Source organism: Micromonospora sp. NPDC049004, from assembly GCF_040649315.1.
Classification (GTDB): Bacteria; Actinomycetota; Actinomycetes; order Mycobacteriales; family Micromonosporaceae; genus Micromonospora.
In genome coordinates, this window is sequence record NZ_JBEZFG010000009.1 from 150,461 (window position 1) to 168,673 (window position 18,213).

Here is an 18,213-nt window from a genome sequence, read left to right on the forward strand (position 1 = left end):
GTCCCCTCATGTCGGCACCTAACGTGCAAGATCGCGGGGGTGGGTGAGGGTGGTCAGGGGTTGCAGTGGGGCGTTGAGCTGGGTGGCCAGGCGGCGGGCGAGGTTCAGGCGGACCGGGCCGGACTCGCAGTCCACGACGACGCAGGGGGCGCCCGTTGCCGCGAGGACCGCCGCCGCTCCTGCCGTCCGGTCCAGGGGACGCTGCCCGGCGGTCGCTCTGCCGTCGGTCACCACGAGGACCAGGGGGCGGCGCTTCGGGTCGCGCAGGCGCTCCACCCGCAGCAGGTCGGCGGCGACGAGCAGGCCCTCGGCCAGCGGCGTCCGACCACCGGTGGGCAGCTCGGCCAGCCGCGTCGAGGCGGCCAGCACCGACGAGGTGGCCGGCAACAGCGTCCGCGCACCGCTGCCCCGGAAGGCGATCACCGCGACCTTGTCCCGCCGCTGGTAGGCATCGGTGAGCAGGGCGAGGACCGCGTCCTTCACGGCGGTCATCCGCTGCCGGGCGCCCATCGACCCACTGGCGTCCACCACGAACAGCACGAGGTTGCCCTCCCGCCCCTCCCGGACCGCCTCCCGCACGTCGTCCGGGCGCAGTCGCAGCGGGCCGGTCACCCTCCCCCGGGCCGCCTGGTGGGGCGCGGCGGCGCGAATCGTGGCCGGCAGGTGCAGCGCGCCGACCCGAGCGGCCGGCACCCGGGCGCCGGTGGTGCGTCCCCGCCCGGTGCGGGCGCGCGACCGCCGCCCGGGCACGCCGTCACCGACGCCGGGCGCGGTGAGCAACCGGGCCCGCAGGCCACCCTGGGGTACGGCCACCGGCTGACCCTGCCCACCGGAGCCCCGCTGCCGGGTCGGATCGTCGTCGCCGACCTGCGCCCCCGCGCTCCGACGGCGCCCGCCCGGGTCGTCGGTGGGGGGCCATCCGTCGTCCCGCCCGTTCGGCGACTCGGCGCGTCCGTCCGGGCCGGCGTCGGCACCTGCCCCCGCGCGCTCGGCCGCGCCGGATGCAGCCTGGTCAACGGGCGTGCTGCCGCCGTCGGGGCCGCCGCCGTCGGCACCGCTCCGCGGGTCGCCGCCGTCCAGGCCGCGACTGTCGGAGCTGCCGTCGTCCGGGCCGCCGTGCCCGCCGGAGCCACCGCCGTCGGGGTCCGGCCCCTCGGGACGCGGTCCGGCGGGGCCACCGTCGTGCGGGCCGTCCTCGTCGTCCGGCTCGTCGGGGTGGGCGTCCTGGGCGCGCTGCAACGCCTCGTCGAGGCGCTTCTCATCCAGGCCCGGCGTGTCGAACGGATCACGGCGGCGGCGGTGCGGCAGGGCGAGGCGGGCGGCGACCCGTACGTCGTCGATGGTGACCCGGTCCCGGCCGTGCCAGGCGGCGTGGGCGAGAGCGGCACGGGCGGTGACGATGTCGGCGCGCATGCCGTCCACGTCGAAGGCGGCGCACACCTCGGCGATCTGCCGCAGCGCGGCGTCCGGAAGGCGTACCCCGGGAAGCCGGCGGCGGGCGGCGGCCACCTGGGCGGCGACCTGGGCGTCGGCGTCGGCCCACCGGGCGGCGAAGCCCGCCGGGTCGGCGTCGGCGGCGAGCCGGCGACGCACCACCTCGACCCGCACCTCCGGATCGCGGCTGGCACCCACCTCGACGGTCAGCCCGAAGCGGTCCAGCAGCTGCGGGCGCAGCTCCCCCTCCTCCGGGTTCATGGTGCCGACCAGCAGGAAACGGGCCGCGTGGCTGACCGACACACCCTCGCGCTCGACGTGGCTGCGGCCCATCGCCGCCGCGTCGAGCAGCAGGTCGACGAGGTGGTCGTGCAGCAGGTTGACCTCGTCGACATAGAGGACGCCCCGGTGCGCGGCGGCGAGCAGGCCCGGTTCGAAGGCGCGTACGCCCGCACCGAGGGCCTTCTCCAGGTCGAGCGAGCCGACGACCCGGTCCTCGGCGGCGCCGACCGGCAGCTCCACGAGACGGGCCGGACCGGTCTCGGCGGTGGCGTCGGCCGGGTGCGGCCCGTCCGGGCAGCCCGGGTCGGGATCGGCGGGGTCGCAGCCGAAGCGGCAGCCGGCGACGCGGAGCACCGGGGGCAGCAGCGCGGCGAGCGCCCGCACGGCGGTGGACTTGGCGGTGCCCTTCTCGCCGCGCACGAGGACCCCGCCGATCGCCGGGGAGACAGCGTTGAGCAGCAGCGCCAACCGCATGTCTGCCATGCCGAGCACCGCGCTGAACGGGTACGTGATCACTGGGCCCTCTTTCGTTCGCGACTGCGGGGCTCGCAAAACCGGCTCACTCCTCGCGCTCACACCCGGTCCTCCAGGTCGCCCTCACTGGCCAGGTACGTGTCGCGGAGTCGGTCCAGGGTGGCCGGCTCCGGCTTGGCCCACAGCCCCCGGTCGGCGGCCTCCAGCAACCGCTCGGTGATGCCACGCAGCGCCCACGGGTTGGACCGCTCCAGGAACTCCCGGGTCGTGTCGTCGAACAGGTACGCGGCGGCCAGGTGCTCGTACATCCAGTCGTCGACCACGCCGGCCGTGGCGTCGTAGCCGAAGAGGTAGTCCACTGTGGCCGCCAGCTCGAACGCACCCTTGTAGCCGTGCCGGCGCATCGCGGCGATCCACTTCGGGTTGACCACCCGGGCCCGGAACACCCGCCGGGTCTCCTCGCCCAGCGTGCGGGTGCGCACGTCGTGCGGCATCGCCGAGTCACCCACGTACGCCGCCGGTGACGTGCCGGTGAGGTGACGGACCATCGCCACCATCCCGCCGTGGTACTGGAAGTAGTCGTCCGAGTCGACGATGTCGTGCTCGCGGGTGTCCTGGTTCTTCACCGCCACCGCGATCCGGGCGAAGGAGCGTTCCATGTCGGCGCGCGCCTCCCGCCCGTCCAGGCCCCGGCCGTACGCGTAGCCGCCCCACACCGCGTACACCTCGGCCAGGTCGGCGTCGCTGCGCCACGTCCGGGCGTCGATCAGGGGCAGCAGGCCCGCGCCGTACGCCCCGGGCTTGGAGCCGAAGATCCGGGCGGTGGCCCGGCGCTCGTCACCGTGCTCGGCCAGGTCGGCGGCGACGTGCGCCCGCAGGTAGTTCTCCTCGTCCGGCTCGTCGAGCGCGGCGACCCGCCGCACGGCGTCGTCGAGCAGCGCCACGACGTGCGGGAACGCGTCGCGGAAGAAGCCGGAGATGCGCACTGTCACGTCGACGCGGGGCCGGCCCAGTTCGGCGGTCGGCACCACCTCGACGCCGGTGACCCGCCGGGACCGTTCGTCCCACACCGGACGGCAGCCCAGCAGCGCGAGCACCTCGGCGATGTCGTCGCCCTGGGTGCGCATGGCGCTGGTGCCCCACACGGTCAACCCCACCGAGCGGGGGTACGCGCCGGTGTCGGCGAGGTGCCGGGCCAGCAGCGAGTCGGCGAGGGCCACCCCGACGTCCCAGGCGTTGCGGCTGGGGATGGCCTTCGGGTCGACGGAGTAGAAGTTGCGGCCGGTGGGCAGCACGTTGACCAGGCCCCGGGTCGGTGAACCGGACGGGCCGGGCGGCACGAACCGCCCGTCCAGCGCCCCGAGGGTGTGGGTCAGCTCGTCGGTGGTGCGCGCCAGCCGGGGCACCAGTTCGGTGGCCGCGAACCGCAGCACCGCGGCGGCGTCCGGGATGGGTTGGCCGGTCACCTCCGCGACCACCGCGTCGACCGCGTCCACGGCCCAGTCCAGGGTCTCCATGCCGACGACCAGCCGCCGGGCGAGCGCCTCGATCAGGTCGACGGCGTCGGCGGCCGTGCCGGCGGGCCCGTCCACCGCGTCGGTCAGCGCCGTGGGCACCGCGATCCGCTGTCCGGGCGACGCGAGCAGCTCCTGCTCGTCGAGGCCGTACGCGGCGGCGAGCGCCTGCCGCAGGCCGGGCAGGGCGTGGGCGCCGCCCCAGATCTGCGGGGCGCGTAGGACGGCGAGCACCAGGTTGACCCGGGGTTCGCCGGTCGGCGCGTCGGCGAGGATGTGCAGCCCGTCGCGGATCTGCACGTCCTTGACCTCGCAGAGGTACCCGTCGAGGTGCAGCACGAAGTCGTCGAAGTCGTCGGCGTCGGGCATCGCCTCGGCGTGCAGGTCGTGGTGCAGTTCGGCGGCGCGCACCAGGTCCCAGATCTGGGCCCGCACGGTGGGCACCTTGGCCGGGTCGAGGGCCTGCACGGTTGCGTACTCGTCGAGCAGTTGTTCCAGCTTGGCCAGGTCGCCGTAGGTCTCGGCGCGGGCCATCGGCGGCACCAGATGGTCGATCACCACGGCGTGCGCGCGGCGCTTGGCCTGGGTGCCCTCGCCGGGGTCGTTGACGATGAACGGGTAGACCAGCGGCAGGTCACCGAGGACCGCGTCGGGGGCGCAGTCGGCGGCCAGGCCGAGGCCCTTGCCGGGCAGCCACTCCAGGGTGCCGTGCTTGCCCAGGTGCACCACGGCGTCCGCGCCGAACCCGCCGTCCGCGACGGGCGTGGCAAGCCAGCGGTACGCGGCCAGGTAGTGGTGGCTGGGCGGCAGGTCCGGGTCGTGGTAGATGGCGATCGGGTTCTCCCCGAAGCCGCGCGGCGGCTGGATGAGCAGCACCACGTTGCCGAAGCGCAGTCCGGCGAGCACGATGTCGCCGCCGTCGGTGTACAACTCGCCGGGCGGCTCACCCCAGTGCTCCCGCATCCGCTCGCGCAGCCCGGCCGGCACCTGATCGAACCACCGCCGGTAGGTCTCGCCGGGCACCCGCGCCTCGGCGGCGGCCAACTGCTCCGGGGTGAGCCACTCCACGTCGTGCCCGCCCGCGGCGATCAGGGCGTGGATCAGCGCGTCGCCGTCGTCGGGCGGCGGCGCGTCCCCAAGGTGGTAACCCGCCTCGGCCAGCGCGGCGAGCAGTCGGACCGCCGAGACGGGGGTGTCCAGCCCGACGGCGTTGCCGACCCGGGAGTGCTTGGTGGGGTACGAGCTGAGCACCACGGCGACCCGCTTGTCCGCGTTGGGCACGTACCGCAGCCGGGCGTGACGCACCGCGATGCCGGCCACCCGGGCGGCCCGCTCCGGGTCGGCGGCGTAGACCGAGAGGCCGTCCGCGTCGATGCGCTTGAACGAGAACGGCACGGTGACGATCCGGCCGTCGAACTCGGGGATGGCCACCTGCATCGCCGCGTCCAACGGGGACAGCCCGGCGTCGCTGGCGGCCCACTGCTCCCGGGTGCTGGTCAGGCAGAGTGCCTGGATGACTGGCACGTCCAGGGCGGCGAGCGCGCCGACGTCCCACGCGTCCTCGTCACCGCCCCCGGACGCGTCGGCGGCGACCGCGCCGCCGGCCGCGAGCACGGTGACCAGCAGCGCGTCACAGCTGGCGAACAGCCCGAGCGGGCCCGCGCCCGTGGTCAGGCCCCGCAGCGAGCCGCAGAAGATCGGCAGCGGGTTGCCGCCGGCCTCCCGCACGGCCTCGGCCAGGACGTCGACGAAGGCGGTGTTGCCGGCGAGGGCGTGCGCCCGGTAGAAGACGATCCCCACTGTGGGCCGCCGCGGGTCCATCGGGTGGTCGCCGTGGACGCCGTACGCCGGGGTGGGCGCGGGCGGGGCGAACCCCTCGCCGGTGAGCAACACGGTGTCGCAAAGGAACCGGGCCAGGTGTCCGAGGTTGTCCGGCCCGCCCTCCACAAGGTAGGCGAGGGCCTGGGTGACCACTCCGGACGGCACGGTGGAGACCGCCATCAGCTCCGCGTCGGGCACCGCCTCCCCGCCGAGCACGACAGTCGGCACGCCGCCGGCGAGGACCGCGGCGAGGCCGTCCGGCCACGCCTGCCGACCCCCGAGCAGGCGTACGACGGCGAGGTCGACGCCGTCGAGCAGGGCGGGCACCTCGTCGGCCGCCACCCGCGCCGGGTTGGCGAGCCGGTAGTCGGCGTCACTGGCGCGGGCGGCCAGCAGGTCGGTGTCGGCGGTGGAGAGCAGCAGAACGCGCACGGCAGGCTCCGGAGGGTAACGTCGGCACGCTCGTGAGAGCGGCCTGGCGACGTGGGATGGGCGCAGGGTTCAGCGGACGCCGCGATCCGGCCGGCTCAGCGGCCTGCGGCCGGGAGCGACGGGCGGGGCGGTCCGGAACTCAGCGGTGAACGGAGTCGATGCCGATCGCGGCGACGGCACGGCCGCGGTGCGCAAGACGGCAGCAGCCGTCGATGATGATGGAGACGCCAAGCGTCATCGGGTCCTCCTCGGGTGTCCACGCCCTGGGGTACGTCCCGACGGCCGAAGTATCCTGGCTTCCGGATCGACGCTCTCCCCCGGCCTTCCAACCGCAGACACACGGCCGTGACTCACGAGGGGGGATCGCTCCCCGGTGACAGTGGCGGGACCGCGTCGGATTCGCACCGACTTCCTTCACTGCCGTCAGGCCGCGAATGCTGCCACACCCGTGCGCTGCGGGTCAACGCCGCTCCGGCCCGACGAACGGGCGTGCGTCACCGAGCTTCAGCCGTCGACACGACCGCGGATCACCCGACCTCGATGCCCCGGATCAATGCCCGACATCCTTTGCTCTGCTTCCCCATAAGCAACAGAAAGGGAGCGTCACTGTCGCGTATGGGTAAGCAGAGCAAAGGATGGGCAGAGCACTCTGGCTCGCGCCGCTGGCCGGCGGCGGGGGCTTCTGGGCAAAGGAGTCTCAGCGGGCGTGGCGCTCGGGGTGGGCCCGGTTCCACACCCGCATCCGCTCCGGGTAGCCGGTGCGGGCCGCCTCGTACAGCGGCACCGCGTGTTTGCGGGCGATGGCGCCCGCCGCGCGGGGTGTGCCGGTGCGGCGACGGATCCATTCGCCGTCGTGGGCGATCGCCACCACCGTGGTGTCGGTCGCGGTGGTCTCCGGTTCCAGGTAGAACTCCACTCCCCGCCGGCTGGCGACGAACGACTCCAGCGCGGCGAGATCGTCCCGGGTGGCCTCGCGGTCCAGCTTCGTCGGGGTCGCCTCGGTGCCCCGTGACCGCCGGTTGAACCAGCCCATGCTCAGCCCCTCTCCTCGGACGCCTCTCCAGTTCAGCACCGATTCCTGGCAATACGCTGCACGCCGGGTGGGAGAAATCTGACTCGGCGGGGCGCCGACGGAACCTGGCGCGTGTGCGCGGTGTCACAGGTGTGATCGAACCGGAGGTTCCCCTGGACGACGACGTGCTCGTCACCCGCGCCCGGGCCGGTGACCTGGAGGCGTACGACCTCCTGGTCGCCCGGCACACCGCGTCCGCGCACCGGACGGCGGTGCTACTCGGCGCGGGCTCGGACTCCGAGGACGTCATCCAGGAGGCGTTCGTGAAGGGGTACCGCAAGCTGTCCCGCTATCGGGGAGAGTCGTCCTTCCGATCCTGGCTGCTGGCGATCGTCGCCAACGAGACCCGCAACCTGCACCGCTCCCGCACGCGCCGCGACGGCCTGGTCCTGCGAGCGGCGGCGATCCCGACCGCGGAGGCAGGCGAGGACGACGCGGTCGGCGCGGTCCTGGCCGGTGAGCGCCGCGCCGCGCTGGTGGCGGCCCTGCGCCAACTTCCGGTACGCGACCGTGAGGTGATCGTCTGCCGGTTCTTCCTCGACCTCAGCGAGGAGGAGACCGTGGCGACCCTGGGTTGGCCCCGGGGCACCGTGAAGTCGCGCACGTCGCGGGCACTGGCGAAGCTGCGCGCCCTGCTCGCCGACGAGGAGGTGCGCCATGGGTGACCTCGACCGGGACGCGGGCGACCTGGAAGCCGAGCTGCGCGACCTGTCCGCGTGGCTGGCGACGCCCGACGCGCCGGACGTGACAGCGGGCGTACGGGACCGGCTCGTCAGGGGCGTACGGCGGCGTCGCCGGTGGCGGTCCTCCGTCGCGGCGGCGCTCGCGGCCCTGCTGGTCGCGGTGCTGCCGCCGACGCGTACCGCAATCGCCGGCGCTCTCGGGGAGGTGCTGCGCTTCGCCGGCGTCAGCATCGCCACCTCGCCCACGCCGTCGCTGCCCACCGGCGAGCCGTCGCCGTTGCCGTCGCAGCGGACTGTCGGGCTGGCTGAGGCGCGACGGGCGGTGCGCTTTCCGATCCGGATGCCGTCCACGCTGGGTCCACCCGAGCGGGCGTTGGTCGCCGACCCGGACGGCACCGGCGCCTGTCGGGTGGCGACGCTGCTCTACGACGGCGGCAGGCTGCGCCTCGACGCGTTCGACGGTCGCCTCGACCTGACCTTCCACAAGCAGACCGACCGACCGGAAGCGAAGTGGACGCAGGTCAAGGGCAACTTCGCCATCTGGGTCGACGGTCCCCACGTCGTGTCGTACGTGGACCGGTCGGGGCTGGTCCGTAAGGAGACCGCACGGCTCTCCGCCGCGACGCTCATCTGGGAGGAGGCCGACGTGACCTACCGACTGGAGGGTGAACTCAGCGAGACCGAGGCGCTCGACATCGCCCGGTCACTCCCCTAGGAACCCGGCCGGCGCGACAGGTGTCTCTCCGGTGCGAGGGCACACGTCTTGCATGGAGGGAGCGCAAATGGCCACCTGGGGCAGGTTTCTGCTGGGGTCGGTTCTCCTGCTGGCGGGCTGCGCGGCCGCCGACCCGACCACCACCGCGGCCGGCGACGCGTCCACGCCGGCGGCCGGTGGCACGGCAGCAACGCCGGCCGCCACGGCATCGGTGCGGACGGCGACCGGCTGCGCGTCGCGGGTCGAGACGGGGTCGCTGCCCGACTGGGCGGACGCCGGGTTCCACGGCGACACCCGCATGCCGCACGTCTTCGGCGCGAGGGGCGACATCGTGGCGGTGCTGTTCGCTCACCCGCTGGCGCTGGCCCGGCCGGACGGGTCTAACAACAAGATCCTGTGGGTGGCCCGCTCCGCCACGACGTCACCCGACCCGACCGCGCCGGCCACGCTGGTGATCACCGCGACGCTGGACGGCACCGACACCACTGTGACGAGGGAGGTCGCCGGGGGGCCGGGCCCGTCGATCATCGACATGCCGCGCGCGGGTTGCTGGCACCTCGAACTCCGCTGGGGCGGGCGAACCGACACGATGGATCTCGTCTACGTCGAGCGGAAGCCCTGAGGACGGGGAACACTCTCCCCGCCATATCCAACATATACCGCATGGGGGGACTTGCGGCAAGGCCCCCGGTGTACCGCAGAATTGCCCGTCCAAGGCCAGGACCTGCGGAAACGGGAGCCAGTACATGCACACGTCGTCGGCGGCGGCCAGCGTTTTCGATCTTCCCGACAACCTCGCCGCCAAGGCCGATCCGGCGTTGATCGCCCGCGACGAGCAGCACTTCGCGGTCATCGCGGCGAGCCTGGAGCGGTCGATCGCCGACCTGTCCGACCGCCTCGACGTCGAGCGCCGGGCGCCGGCCGGCAAGGGCCGCCAGGCGGTCGTCCGGGACGAGGAGATCCGCCGGTTGACCAATCGCCTGCGTGCCCTGCGTCGTTTCGGTCTGGACCTGTGCCTCGGGCGCATCGTCAGCGCGGACGACCCCGAGCCCGTCTACATCGGACGCTTCGGCCTCACCGACGGCAACGGCCGGCGGTTGCTGCTCGACTGGCGCTCCCCGGCGGCCGAGCCGTTCTTCGGTGCGACCCACGCCAACCCGATGGGCCTGGTGAGCCGGCGTCGGTACCGCTGGACGCTCGGCCGCATCAGCGACTACTGGGACGAGGTGTTCACCCCGGACGGATTCGAGGGGCACGCGGCGCTCGACGACCAGTCCGCGTTCATCGCCAGCCTCGGCGGCAACCGGTCGGCCCGGATGCGCGACGTGCTCGGCACCATCCAGGCCGACCAGGACGCCATCATCCGGGCCGGATCGCGGGGCGCTCTCGTCGTGGACGGCGGGCCGGGCACCGGCAAGACCGTCGTGGCGCTGCACCGCACCGCGTACCTGCTCTACTCCGACCCCCGCCTCGGGCACCGCCGCGGCGGGGTGCTGTTCGTCGGCCCGCACGAGCCCTACCTGGCGTACGTCGCCGACGTGCTGCCCAGCCTCGGCGAGGACGACGTGCAGACCTGCACCCTGCGTGACCTCGTACCCGAGGGTGCCGCGGCGACGGTCGAGGCCGACCCGGATGTGGCCCGCCTGAAGTCCTCCGCGGACCTGGTGCGGGCGATCGAGGCGGCCGTGCGGTTCTACGAGGAGCCGCCGACCACGGCGATGACGATCACGGCCGGCGACACCGACGTGCGGCTGAGCGCGGACGACTGGGCCCAGGCGTTCGAGGCGCCCGGACCCGGCACGCCGCACAACGAGGCGCGTGACGAGATCTTTCAGGAGCTGCTGGCGATCCTGCTCGGGAGGTACGACGGCGACGAGTCGGACGACCTGGTGCGCGGGTCGCTGGTGCGCAACCGGGAGCTGCGCACGGCGTTCAACCGCGCCTGGCCGCTGCTCGAAGCGACGGACATCGTCGCCGACCTGTGGTCGGTGCCCGCCTATCTGCGCAGGTGTGCCCCCTGGCTCGGCCCCGAGGACATCCGCCGGCTCCAGCGCGTCGACGCCCGCGCCTGGACGGTGTCCGACCTGCCGCTGCTGGACGCGGCACGGCAGCGCCTCGGCGACCCGGAGGCGTCGGGGCGTACCCGCCGCCGCGAGGCCACCATCGCCGCCGAACGCGCGCGCATGGCGACTGTCGTTGACGAGCTGATCGAGGCCCACGCCTACGACGACGGCGAGGGTGTGCTGTCGAGCCTGCGCCAACTGGACCTGCAGGACGCGCTGGTCGACGAGGCCGTGCTCCCCAGCGCGGACGCGGATCTGCTGGCCGGCCCGTTCGCGCACATCGTCGTGGACGAGGCGCAGGAGCTGACCGACGCGCAGTGGCAGATGCTGCTGTCGCGCTGCCCGTCGCGCAGCTTCACCATCGTCGGGGACCGCGCCCAGGCCCGTCACGGGTTCACGGAGTCGTGGCAGGAACGACTGCGGCGCGTCGGCCTCGACCGGGTGAGGATGACCTCGCTGAGCATCAACTACCGGACGCCACGGGAGGTCATGGCCGAGGCCGAGCCGGTCATCCGGACCGTGCTCCCGGACGCGAACGTGCCGACCTCGATCCGCGGCAACGGGATTCCGGTGACCCACGGATCGGTACGCGAGCTGGACACGATCGTCGACGGCTGGCTCGCCGAGCACGCCGACGGGATCGCCTGCGTCATCGGCGACCCCACGTTCGGGCCGACGACGAACCGCGTCCGATCGCTGACCCCGGAACTGTCCAAGGGGCTGGAGTTCGACCTGGTCGTCCTCGTCGACCCGGAGGCGTTCGGCGAGGGCGTCCAGGGGGCTGTCGACAGGTACGTCGCGATGACCCGCGCGACCCAGAAACTCGTCGTCCTCACCGGGTCCTGACCTCGTAGGCTGCCGGGCGTGACGACGGATCTGCGGGAGGCGGCGGCGCACGACAACGCGCGATGGTGCGACGCCGTGTGCGCCAGCCACGGGCTGGCCGGCCGGTTCGACGCCGACGCGTGGTCGGTGCCCCGCCGCTCTCCACAGTGGTATCCGGACGCGGTTACCCTGCGCCCCGGCGTCGACCCCGAGGCGCTGCTGGCACGGATCGACGTCGGGCCCGGCGCGTCGGTGAAGGACAGCTTCGCCGACCTCGACCTCTCGGCGTACGGATTCCGGGTGCTCTTCGACGCGCAGTGGATCCACCGCCCGCCGACCGGCACGCCGACCGGCACGCCGCTCACCCCGGTCACCACCGGGCAGGGGTTGGCGGCCTGGGCGCGCGCCCACGGCGGTGGGGAGCTGTTCCGCCCGGCGCTGCTGGCCGACAGGCGCATCCGGGTGCTGGCCCGTCACGACGAGCGGGGCGCTGTCGTCGGCGGGGCGGTCGTCAGCGGCGACGACCCGGCCGGCGTCTCCAACGTGTTCAGCCACGGCGACGACCCGGACGAGATCTGGCACGCGATCGTGGCCACCCTGCCCGGCGTGCCCCTGGTCGGTTACGAAACCATCCCCGACCTGGCACCTGCCCGCCGAGCCGGCTTCCTCCCCGTGGGCCCCCTCCGGGTCTGGCTCCGGTGAGGGTCAGGCCAGGCGGGTCAGGTCCTCGGGGGTCAGGCGCAGGGAGGCGGCGGCGATGTTCTCCCGCAGGTGAGCCGGGTCGCCGGTGCCGGGGATCGCGAGGACGTGCGGGCCCTGGTGCAGCGTCCAGGCCAGGCGTACCTGCTGGGGGGTGACGCCGTGGGCCCGGGCGACCGCCTCGACTGCCGCGCCCTGCGCGGCGCGCGCACCCGCCTCCCGATTCGTGCCGGCCAGCGCGAAGAACGGCACGTAGGCGATGCCCCGCTCGCCGCAGGCGCGGACGAAGGCGTCCTGCTCCCGGTACGCGTCCACGCCGTAGTTGTTCTGCACGCAGACCACGGGCGCGATGCCCGCCACCTCGTCCACCTGCTCGGGCCGGACGTTGGACAGCCCGAGATGCCGGATCAGCCCGGCGGCGCGCAGCTCGGCTAGCGCGCCGAACCGCTCGGCCAGCGGCACCGCGCCCGGCCCCCGGCCGAGCCGCAGGTTCACCACGTCCAGCCGCTCGCGGCCGAGGCGGCGCAGGTTCTCCTCGACCTGGGCGCGCAGCTGCGCGGGGGTCTCCGCCTCGGTGAATCCGGCCACCGGGTCGTAGCCGAAGCCGACCTTGGTGGCGATGACCAGATCCTCGGGGTACGGGGCGAGCGCCGCGCGGATCAGCTCGGTGGCGTAGCGGGCGGGGCCGGTGCCCACCCGCAGGGTCCCTCCGGGCGAGACGTAGAACGCGGCCGTGTCGATGTGGTTGACGCCCAGCTCCACGGCGGTGCGCAGCAGCGCGATCGCACGGTCGCGGTCGGGGTTCGCGGTGATCCGCATCGAGCCGAAGCCCATCCGGTGCACGGTGCGGTCGCCCAGGGTCCAGCTGCCCGCCGCGGCGGCGGTGATCTCGTCGGTTGGCATCGGGCGACCGTAGCCAGCGCGGGCGCGCGACGCACTCGGCCGCGCACCCGATACCGCCACGGGGCGATCTGGGTTAGTTTTTCTGTGCTGCCGGAGCCTGCTCGTCGGCCCGCTCCGGAGCCGACCCACCGGCCCGCGGCGGGCGCAGCGCCGGCACCAGCGCCAGCGTCGGCAGGAGCAGCAGCGGCACCACCAGCAGCGCCCGCAGGATGCCGACGTGGTCACCGAGCAGGCCCAGCAGCGGCGGCCCGCCCAGGAAGGCCGTGTAGCCGATCACCGCGACGACGCTGACCCGCACCGCCGCGTGCGCCTCCTCGTCGGCGGCCGCGCTCATGCCGACCGGGAAGCCCAGCGACGCGCCGAGCCCCCACAGCGCCACGCCGACGATGGCCACCGGCCCCGAGCCGGCCAGCACGGCCAGAGCGGCGCCGGCGGCGGCGAGCAGGACGGTGCCGCAGAGCACCGGCACCCGACCCCACCGGTCCAGGGCGAGCGTGCCCGCGGTGCGCCCGAGGGTCATGCCGACGACGAAGACCCCGAAGACCGCCGCGCCGGCCGCCTCGCTCAGGTCCCGGCCGTCGACGAACGCGACCGCCAACCAGTCGTTGGCGCTGCCCTCGGTGAACGCGGCCACCAGCACGAACAGCCCGATCAGCAGGGTGCGCGGCTCCCGCCACGCGGCGAGCTGGGCCCGGCGGCGGCCGGCCGGGCTGGTGTCGGTCGACCCGTCGACCGCGTCGTCGACGACCGGCAGGAACAGCCGGCTGCCGAGCACGGTGCCGACGAGCACCACCACGGCCACGGCGGCGAGGTGCGCGCCGACCGGCACGTCCAGGCGGGCGGCACCCGCGCCGAGGCCGGCGCCGGCCACCGACCCGAGGCTCCAGGCCGCGTGGAAACGGGGCATGATCGTCCGCCCCAACCGCCGCTCCACGGCTGCGGCTTCCACGTTCATCGCCACGTCGCAGGCGCCGGAGCCGTAGCCGAAGGCGACCAGCCCGACCGCGACGACGACGACCGACCCGGCGACCGTCGCGCCCACCCCGGCCACGATCAGGCCCACCGCGACCAGCACGGTGGCGATGGTCACGGTGCGGGTCGAGCCGAGGCGCTGGGCGAGCAGCCCGGAGGTCGGCATGGCCAGCAGCGCACCGACGCTCATCGCCAGCAGCAGGAGGCCGAGGCGCCCGGCGGACAGGTCCAGCGCCTCCCGGACGGCCGGCACCCGGGAGAACCAGCTGCCGACGGCCAGGCCGTTCAGGGTGAAGGTGACGGCGACGCCGTTGCGGGCGAGCCGGACGATCCGTTCGGGAACGGTGGCGTCCGGGACGACGGCCGGGCTGGTGGGGGCGCTCACAGCTGTGGGTCCTCTTCCTCTCAGGTGATCTCCTGGCACGATCGCACACCTGAGAGCGCTACCACCACAAGCGGGTTGGCCCCTTACCGGGGACGCGCGGGCCGGAGGATGATTCCTGGCAGGCGTACGCCCGCCCCGGGCGGGCGCCGGGGGAGGGCACGATGACGGCAGCGGCACACCGGCCGGCGACTCTGGAGGACGTCGCCCGGGCCGCCGGGGTGTCCCGGTCCACGGCCTCGCGGGTGATCGCCGGGACGGGGTTCGCCTCGCCGGACGCCCGGGAGCGCGTGGTGACGGCCGCCGACCAGCTGGGATACGTGCCCAACCCGGCCGCCCGGGCGCTGGTGCGCGGCGGCGGCGTACGGCTGGTGGTGGCCGCCGCCGGGGCCAGCGCGGCGGTGCTGGACGACCCGTACGTCCACCGGGTCGTCGGCTCGGCCGCCCGGGTGTGCGCGCCGGCCGGCGTCGGGGTGGCGCTGCACTGGCTGCCGCTGGGCGACCCACGCGGCCTGGACCAGCTCGCCGCCGACCGCAGCGTGTGCGGCGTCGTGCTGGTCAACACCACCGAGGCCCTCCTGGACGCCGTACCCCGGTCGCTGCACGGACGGATCGCCTCGATCGGCATCGGCTCGGCCGAGGTCCCGTCGTTCGACGTCGACAACACCGCTGGCGCCGGCGCGGTGCTGCGCCACCTGTACGCGACGGGCCGCCGCCGGATCGCCATGGTGACCGGCCCGGCGTGGCTGCCGTGCTCGCGGCGCCCCGTGCAGGCGTACCGCCAACTGATGGGCCAGGCCGGCCTGCCGGAGCGGGTGGTGGACGGCGACTTCACGGCGGCGCGTGGCCGCGCGGCGGCCGGCGAGGCGCTGCGCCGCTGGCCCGACGTGGACGCGATCTTCGCGATCAGCGACGAGACCGCGTTCGGGGTGATCGCGGCGCTGCGCGACGGCGGTGTGCGGGTGCCCGGTGACGTCGCGGTGGCCGGCTTCGACGACATCCCGCTGGCCGGCATGACCGCGCCGGCGTTGACCACCGCGAGTCACCCCGTGGGCCGGATCGCCACCGCGGCGGCCACCGCCGTGCTGGCCGGCCGCCCGGCCGCGCCGGTGACGCTCTTCCCGTCCGCCCTCGTGACCCGCGACAGCGCCTGAGCGGGCCGGCCGGTTAACCGGCGGACGGTCGGGTAAGCGCCTCGCACCGTTCGCCGACCGCGAGGAGTGGTGGTCCGTGTCCGACTCCGCGCCGCCGACCGGAGCGTCCGCGCAGGGTCCCCGGCACGGCCGGTTGACCACCCGTGCGCACCCGCCGGTGGTGTCGGGTCCGACCGGTCTCGTACCGCTGCCCGGCGGTGACGGCGGCCGGCCGGCGATGGCGTACGTGCCGGAGCCGGCGGCCGACGGGGTCGCGTACCGGCTGGTGGTGCTGCTGCACGGGGCGGGCGGCGTCGCACGGCAGGGCCTGGACCTGCTGCTGTCGGTGGCGGACGCGCAGCACCTGCTGCTGGTCGCCCCGCAGTCGTCGGGAACCAGTTGGGACCTGATCGCCGGCGGCTTCGGGGTGGACGTGCAGCACGTCGACGCGCTGCTGGCCAGCGCGTTCGACGGCTACCCCGTCAGTGGTGTGACGCTTGGCGGCTTCTCCGACGGGGCTTCGTACGCCCTCTCGTTGGGCCTGGCCAACGGCGACCTGGTGGACGCGGTGCTGGCCTTCTCCCCCGGCTTCGCCGCGCCGCCGCTCGTCCGCGGCCGGCCGCGGATCTTCGTCTCGCACGGGGTGGACGACCGCGTCCTGCCGATCGACGTGTGCAGCCGCCGCTTCGTGCCGCACCTGCGCGGCCTCGGCTACGACGTCACGTACGAGGAGTTCCCCGGCGGCCACGACGTCCCCGACCCGATCTGCGCGAGCGCCGTCGAGTGGCTCACCGGATGACGGGGTCGCCGGTCACACGGCGGGCAGGCCGAGGGCCTCGTCCACGCGCGCGAGGACGGCGGCGTCGTCGTCGGGGTGCACGCCCCGCAGCAGGTCGATGGCCGTCGCCCGGATCTGACCGATGATCATGGCGAGTGGGAGGGTCTGGGTCGACCCGAAGAGCTGCCCGGCGGTGTGGACGGCGGCCAGCGCCGCCTCGTCCGCCCGGGCGGCGTGCCGGTCGGCGGCCTCCTCCCGCCCGTCCAGGTCGGCGGCGAGCGCCTCGCCGGCCTCCCGGATCGCGTCGACCAGGCAGCGCAGCGCCTCGCCCAACTCCGGCGGTGTGGGGGTCCGCAGTCGACTGAGCGTCACCCCGGCGCGGGCCAGCACCCGGACGTTGCGGACCACGTAGTCGGTCTGCCGGATCGACTCGTCCACCGATCGCAGCCGGCCGATGTGCCGGCGCCGGCGCACGTTGAGCCGCAGCGCCTCCCCGGCGGCGAGCACGCCCTCGCGCAGCCCGCCGACCCGCGCGTCCATGCCCCGGGCCCGCGTCAGCGCGGCCATCGCCGCCGACTCGTCGCGACCGTCCAGCGCGTCGGCGATCCCGCCCACCAGACCGGCCAGTTCGTCGAAGGTCCGCCGCACCTCGGCGACGAGCGGGGCGAGCGGGTGCCGGGCGTCGACGAGGAGGCTGACGGCGAGCGCCACCGCGCCGCCGACCAGCGCGTCGACGAAGCGGAACGGCACCAGCGACCCGTCCGGTGGTGCGACCACCACCAGGTAGAGCGCGGAGACCGCGGCCTGGACCAGGGTCACGCCGGTGGCGCCGAAGGCGACCGCGAGCAGGACGGTGAGCAGGATGACGGTGCCGACGGTCCACGTGCTGCCCGGGCCGAGCGCCTGCACGACCAGGTCCGCGACGAGCACGCCGGCGGCCACCCCGAGCACCACCTCGACGGCCCGCCGGATCCGCTGCCCGCGAGCCTGACCGAGCACGATCAGCGCGGCGGCCGGCGCGAAGAAGGGCTGCGGATGCCCGAGCAGGCGGGTGGCGAGCAGCCAGGCCACGGTCGCCGCGACTGTCGCCTCCAGCACCGGCCGCCAGCCCTGCCGCAGCCGGTGACCGGCGACCCGCAGGCCCCCGAACCACGCCATCGTCCACCTCCGCCACCTCGACCGCACGCAGGCCCGCCCATGGTCATCGGCGCCCGTGCGGCAGCCCGGAGCGCGCCTCGCGATCGTCCACCATCGCGCGCCGGACCTGCTCACCGGGCTGCTCGACGGCCTCCGCGCCGTCCTGGCGCGCTCGGTGGTCGACCCGCCGCACGCGCCGCCGATCGAGGGCCGGACCGGCGCACCGGCCTGCCGGTCACCGGCCCGAGGCTCAGCTCCCGGTCAGGGCGCGCAGCAGCGTGCGGACGGCGCCCGCGAGATCGGCGCGGCTGGCCGGGCCGCCGGGGTCCGGGGCGGTGAGCGCGCCAGCACCGACCAGACGGTCGAAGAGCAGCCCGTCGACGAAGGCGACGAACTGGTCGCCCTGCCGGTCGGGATCGGTGGCTCCGGCCCGGGACAGCAGGTCCCGTGCCTGCACCCGCAGCCCGGTGCCGTGGTGCAGGATGCCGCGCAGTTCGGGGCGGTGGACCGCCTCCAGCAGGCAGGCGTAGCGGGCCAGCGTCCGGCTGCGTCCGGTGCTCAGCCAGCTGTCGAGGACCTCGGCCACCCCGGCGGCGAGCCGGTCGAGGTCGTCGCCGTCGAGCCGGGGACCCGGCGCTGCCGAGGGCGGCCCGGTCGGCAGGTCGTACGCGGCCAGGTCGACCCGGTCGCGCTCGGCGAGGCGTTCCACCACCGCCTCGATCAGTGCCTGCCGGGTGCGCAGGTACGCGGAGGTGGTGCCGGCGGGCAGCCCGGCGCGACCGTCGACGGCCCGGTGGGTCAGCGCCCGCATCCCGCCGTCGGCGATCAGCTCGATGGCGGCGTCGGTCAGCAGCGCGATCCGGTTGGCGCGGGCCGTCACGGGTCTCCTTCGGC

14 protein-coding genes and 1 riboswitch are annotated in these 18,213 nt (G+C 74.8%); of the genes, 7 read left to right on the forward strand and 7 right to left on the reverse strand.

Annotated elements, in window-relative coordinates; translation table 11 throughout:
- Positions 1-18 precede the first annotated feature (18 nt).
- The 3 genes from AB0B97_RS25520 to AB0B97_RS25530 form a co-directional block, all read right to left on the reverse strand.
- Positions 19-2,199 carry a VWA domain-containing protein gene (locus AB0B97_RS25520; protein ID WP_357497345.1) on the reverse strand — a complete coding sequence of 727 codons (2,181 nt, stop codon included), beginning with the start codon at positions 2,197-2,199 and terminating at the stop codon, positions 19-21.
- A gap of 89 nt (positions 2,200-2,288) precedes the next feature.
- Positions 2,289-5,957: a cobaltochelatase subunit CobN gene (gene cobN, locus AB0B97_RS25525; protein WP_357497041.1), complete on the reverse strand. Its 3,669-nt coding sequence runs from the start codon at positions 5,955-5,957 to the stop codon at positions 2,289-2,291.
- Positions 5,958-6,242: 285 nt separating this feature from the next.
- A riboswitch (cobalamin riboswitch) is annotated at positions 6,243-6,372 on the reverse strand.
- Positions 6,373-6,654: 282 nt separating this feature from the next.
- Positions 6,655-6,990, reverse strand: coding sequence for a hypothetical protein (locus AB0B97_RS25530; RefSeq protein ID WP_234589536.1), 336 nt, complete (start codon positions 6,988-6,990; stop codon positions 6,655-6,657).
- Positions 6,991-7,124: 134 nt separating this feature from the next.
- Between AB0B97_RS25530 and AB0B97_RS25535 the strand changes: the two genes are divergently transcribed.
- The 5 genes from AB0B97_RS25535 (at position 7,125) to AB0B97_RS25555 (ending at position 12,017) form a co-directional block, all read left to right on the forward strand.
- Positions 7,125-7,694 (forward strand): RNA polymerase sigma factor, encoded by a 570-nt coding sequence (locus tag AB0B97_RS25535; RefSeq protein ID WP_357497347.1) that lies wholly within the window; start codon positions 7,125-7,127, stop codon positions 7,692-7,694.
- Positions 7,687-8,427 (forward strand): hypothetical protein, encoded by a 741-nt coding sequence (locus tag AB0B97_RS25540; protein WP_357497043.1) that lies wholly within the window; start codon positions 7,687-7,689, stop codon positions 8,425-8,427. Before AB0B97_RS25535 ends, AB0B97_RS25540 begins: the two co-directional genes overlap by 8 nt.
- A 67-nt stretch (positions 8,428-8,494) precedes the next feature.
- A complete protein-coding gene (locus AB0B97_RS25545) occupies positions 8,495-9,049 on the forward strand; it encodes a hypothetical protein (protein ID WP_357497045.1) in 555 nt (184 codons plus the stop codon).
- 124 nt (positions 9,050-9,173) lie between these two features.
- Complete coding sequence (gene helR, locus AB0B97_RS25550; RefSeq protein ID WP_357497047.1) at positions 9,174-11,336, forward strand: RNA polymerase recycling motor ATPase HelR; 2,163 nt, start codon at positions 9,174-9,176, stop codon at positions 11,334-11,336.
- 18 nt (positions 11,337-11,354) lie between these two features.
- Entirely contained in the window at positions 11,355-12,017 is a 663-nt protein-coding gene (locus AB0B97_RS25555; RefSeq protein ID WP_357497049.1) for a hypothetical protein, read from the forward strand.
- 3 nt (positions 12,018-12,020) lie between these two features.
- Here AB0B97_RS25555 and AB0B97_RS25560 read toward each other — a convergent pair whose 3' ends face one another.
- A complete protein-coding gene (locus AB0B97_RS25560) occupies positions 12,021-12,917 on the reverse strand; it encodes an aldo/keto reductase (RefSeq protein WP_357497051.1) in 897 nt (298 codons plus the stop codon).
- Between the two features lie 73 nt (positions 12,918-12,990).
- A complete protein-coding gene (locus AB0B97_RS25565; RefSeq protein WP_357497053.1) occupies positions 12,991-14,274 on the reverse strand; it encodes an MFS transporter in 1,284 nt (427 codons plus the stop codon).
- 161 nt (positions 14,275-14,435) lie between these two features.
- Between AB0B97_RS25565 and AB0B97_RS25570 the strand changes: the two genes are divergently transcribed.
- Together AB0B97_RS25570 and AB0B97_RS25575 are read left to right on the forward strand one after the other, a co-directional pair.
- Complete coding sequence (locus AB0B97_RS25570; protein WP_357497055.1) at positions 14,436-15,425, forward strand: LacI family DNA-binding transcriptional regulator; 990 nt, start codon at positions 14,436-14,438, stop codon at positions 15,423-15,425.
- Positions 15,426-15,501: 76 nt separating this feature from the next.
- Positions 15,502-16,203, forward strand: coding sequence for a phospholipase (locus tag AB0B97_RS25575; RefSeq protein ID WP_357497057.1), 702 nt, complete (start codon positions 15,502-15,504; stop codon positions 16,201-16,203).
- A gap of 12 nt (positions 16,204-16,215) precedes the next feature.
- Here the strand turns inward: AB0B97_RS25575 and AB0B97_RS25580 are convergent, their stop codons facing one another.
- Together AB0B97_RS25580 and AB0B97_RS25585 are read right to left on the reverse strand one after the other, a co-directional pair.
- Entirely contained in the window at positions 16,216-17,340 is a 1,125-nt protein-coding gene (locus AB0B97_RS25580; protein WP_357497059.1) for an FUSC family protein, read from the reverse strand.
- Between the two features lie 229 nt (positions 17,341-17,569).
- Positions 17,570-18,199, reverse strand: a complete 630-nt coding sequence (locus AB0B97_RS25585; protein WP_357497061.1) for a TetR/AcrR family transcriptional regulator — start codon at positions 18,197-18,199, stop codon at positions 17,570-17,572.
- Between the last annotated feature and the right edge of the window lie 14 nt (positions 18,200-18,213).

Excerpts from the sequence above, each read along its gene's own strand:
- helR (WP_357497047.1), top strand. The coding sequence starts at position 9,174 with ATGCACACGTCGTCGGCGGCGGCCAGCGTTTTCGATCTTCCCGACAAC.
- AB0B97_RS25530 (WP_234589536.1), bottom strand. The coding sequence starts at position 6,990 with ATGGGCTGGTTCAACCGGCGGTCACGGGGCACCGAGGCGACCCCGACG.
- AB0B97_RS25520 (WP_357497345.1), bottom strand. The coding sequence starts at position 2,199 with ATGGCAGACATGCGGTTGGCGCTGCTGCTCAACGCTGTCTCCCCGGCG.
- AB0B97_RS25540 (WP_357497043.1), top strand. The coding sequence starts at position 7,687 with ATGGGTGACCTCGACCGGGACGCGGGCGACCTGGAAGCCGAGCTGCGC.
- AB0B97_RS25560 (WP_357497051.1), bottom strand. The coding sequence starts at position 12,917 with ATGCCAACCGACGAGATCACCGCCGCCGCGGCGGGCAGCTGGACCCTG.
- AB0B97_RS25580 (WP_357497059.1), bottom strand. The coding sequence starts at position 17,340 with ATGGCGTGGTTCGGGGGCCTGCGGGTCGCCGGTCACCGGCTGCGGCAG.
- AB0B97_RS25545 (WP_357497045.1), top strand. The coding sequence starts at position 8,495 with ATGGCCACCTGGGGCAGGTTTCTGCTGGGGTCGGTTCTCCTGCTGGCG.
- AB0B97_RS25570 (WP_357497055.1), top strand. The coding sequence starts at position 14,436 with ATGACGGCAGCGGCACACCGGCCGGCGACTCTGGAGGACGTCGCCCGG.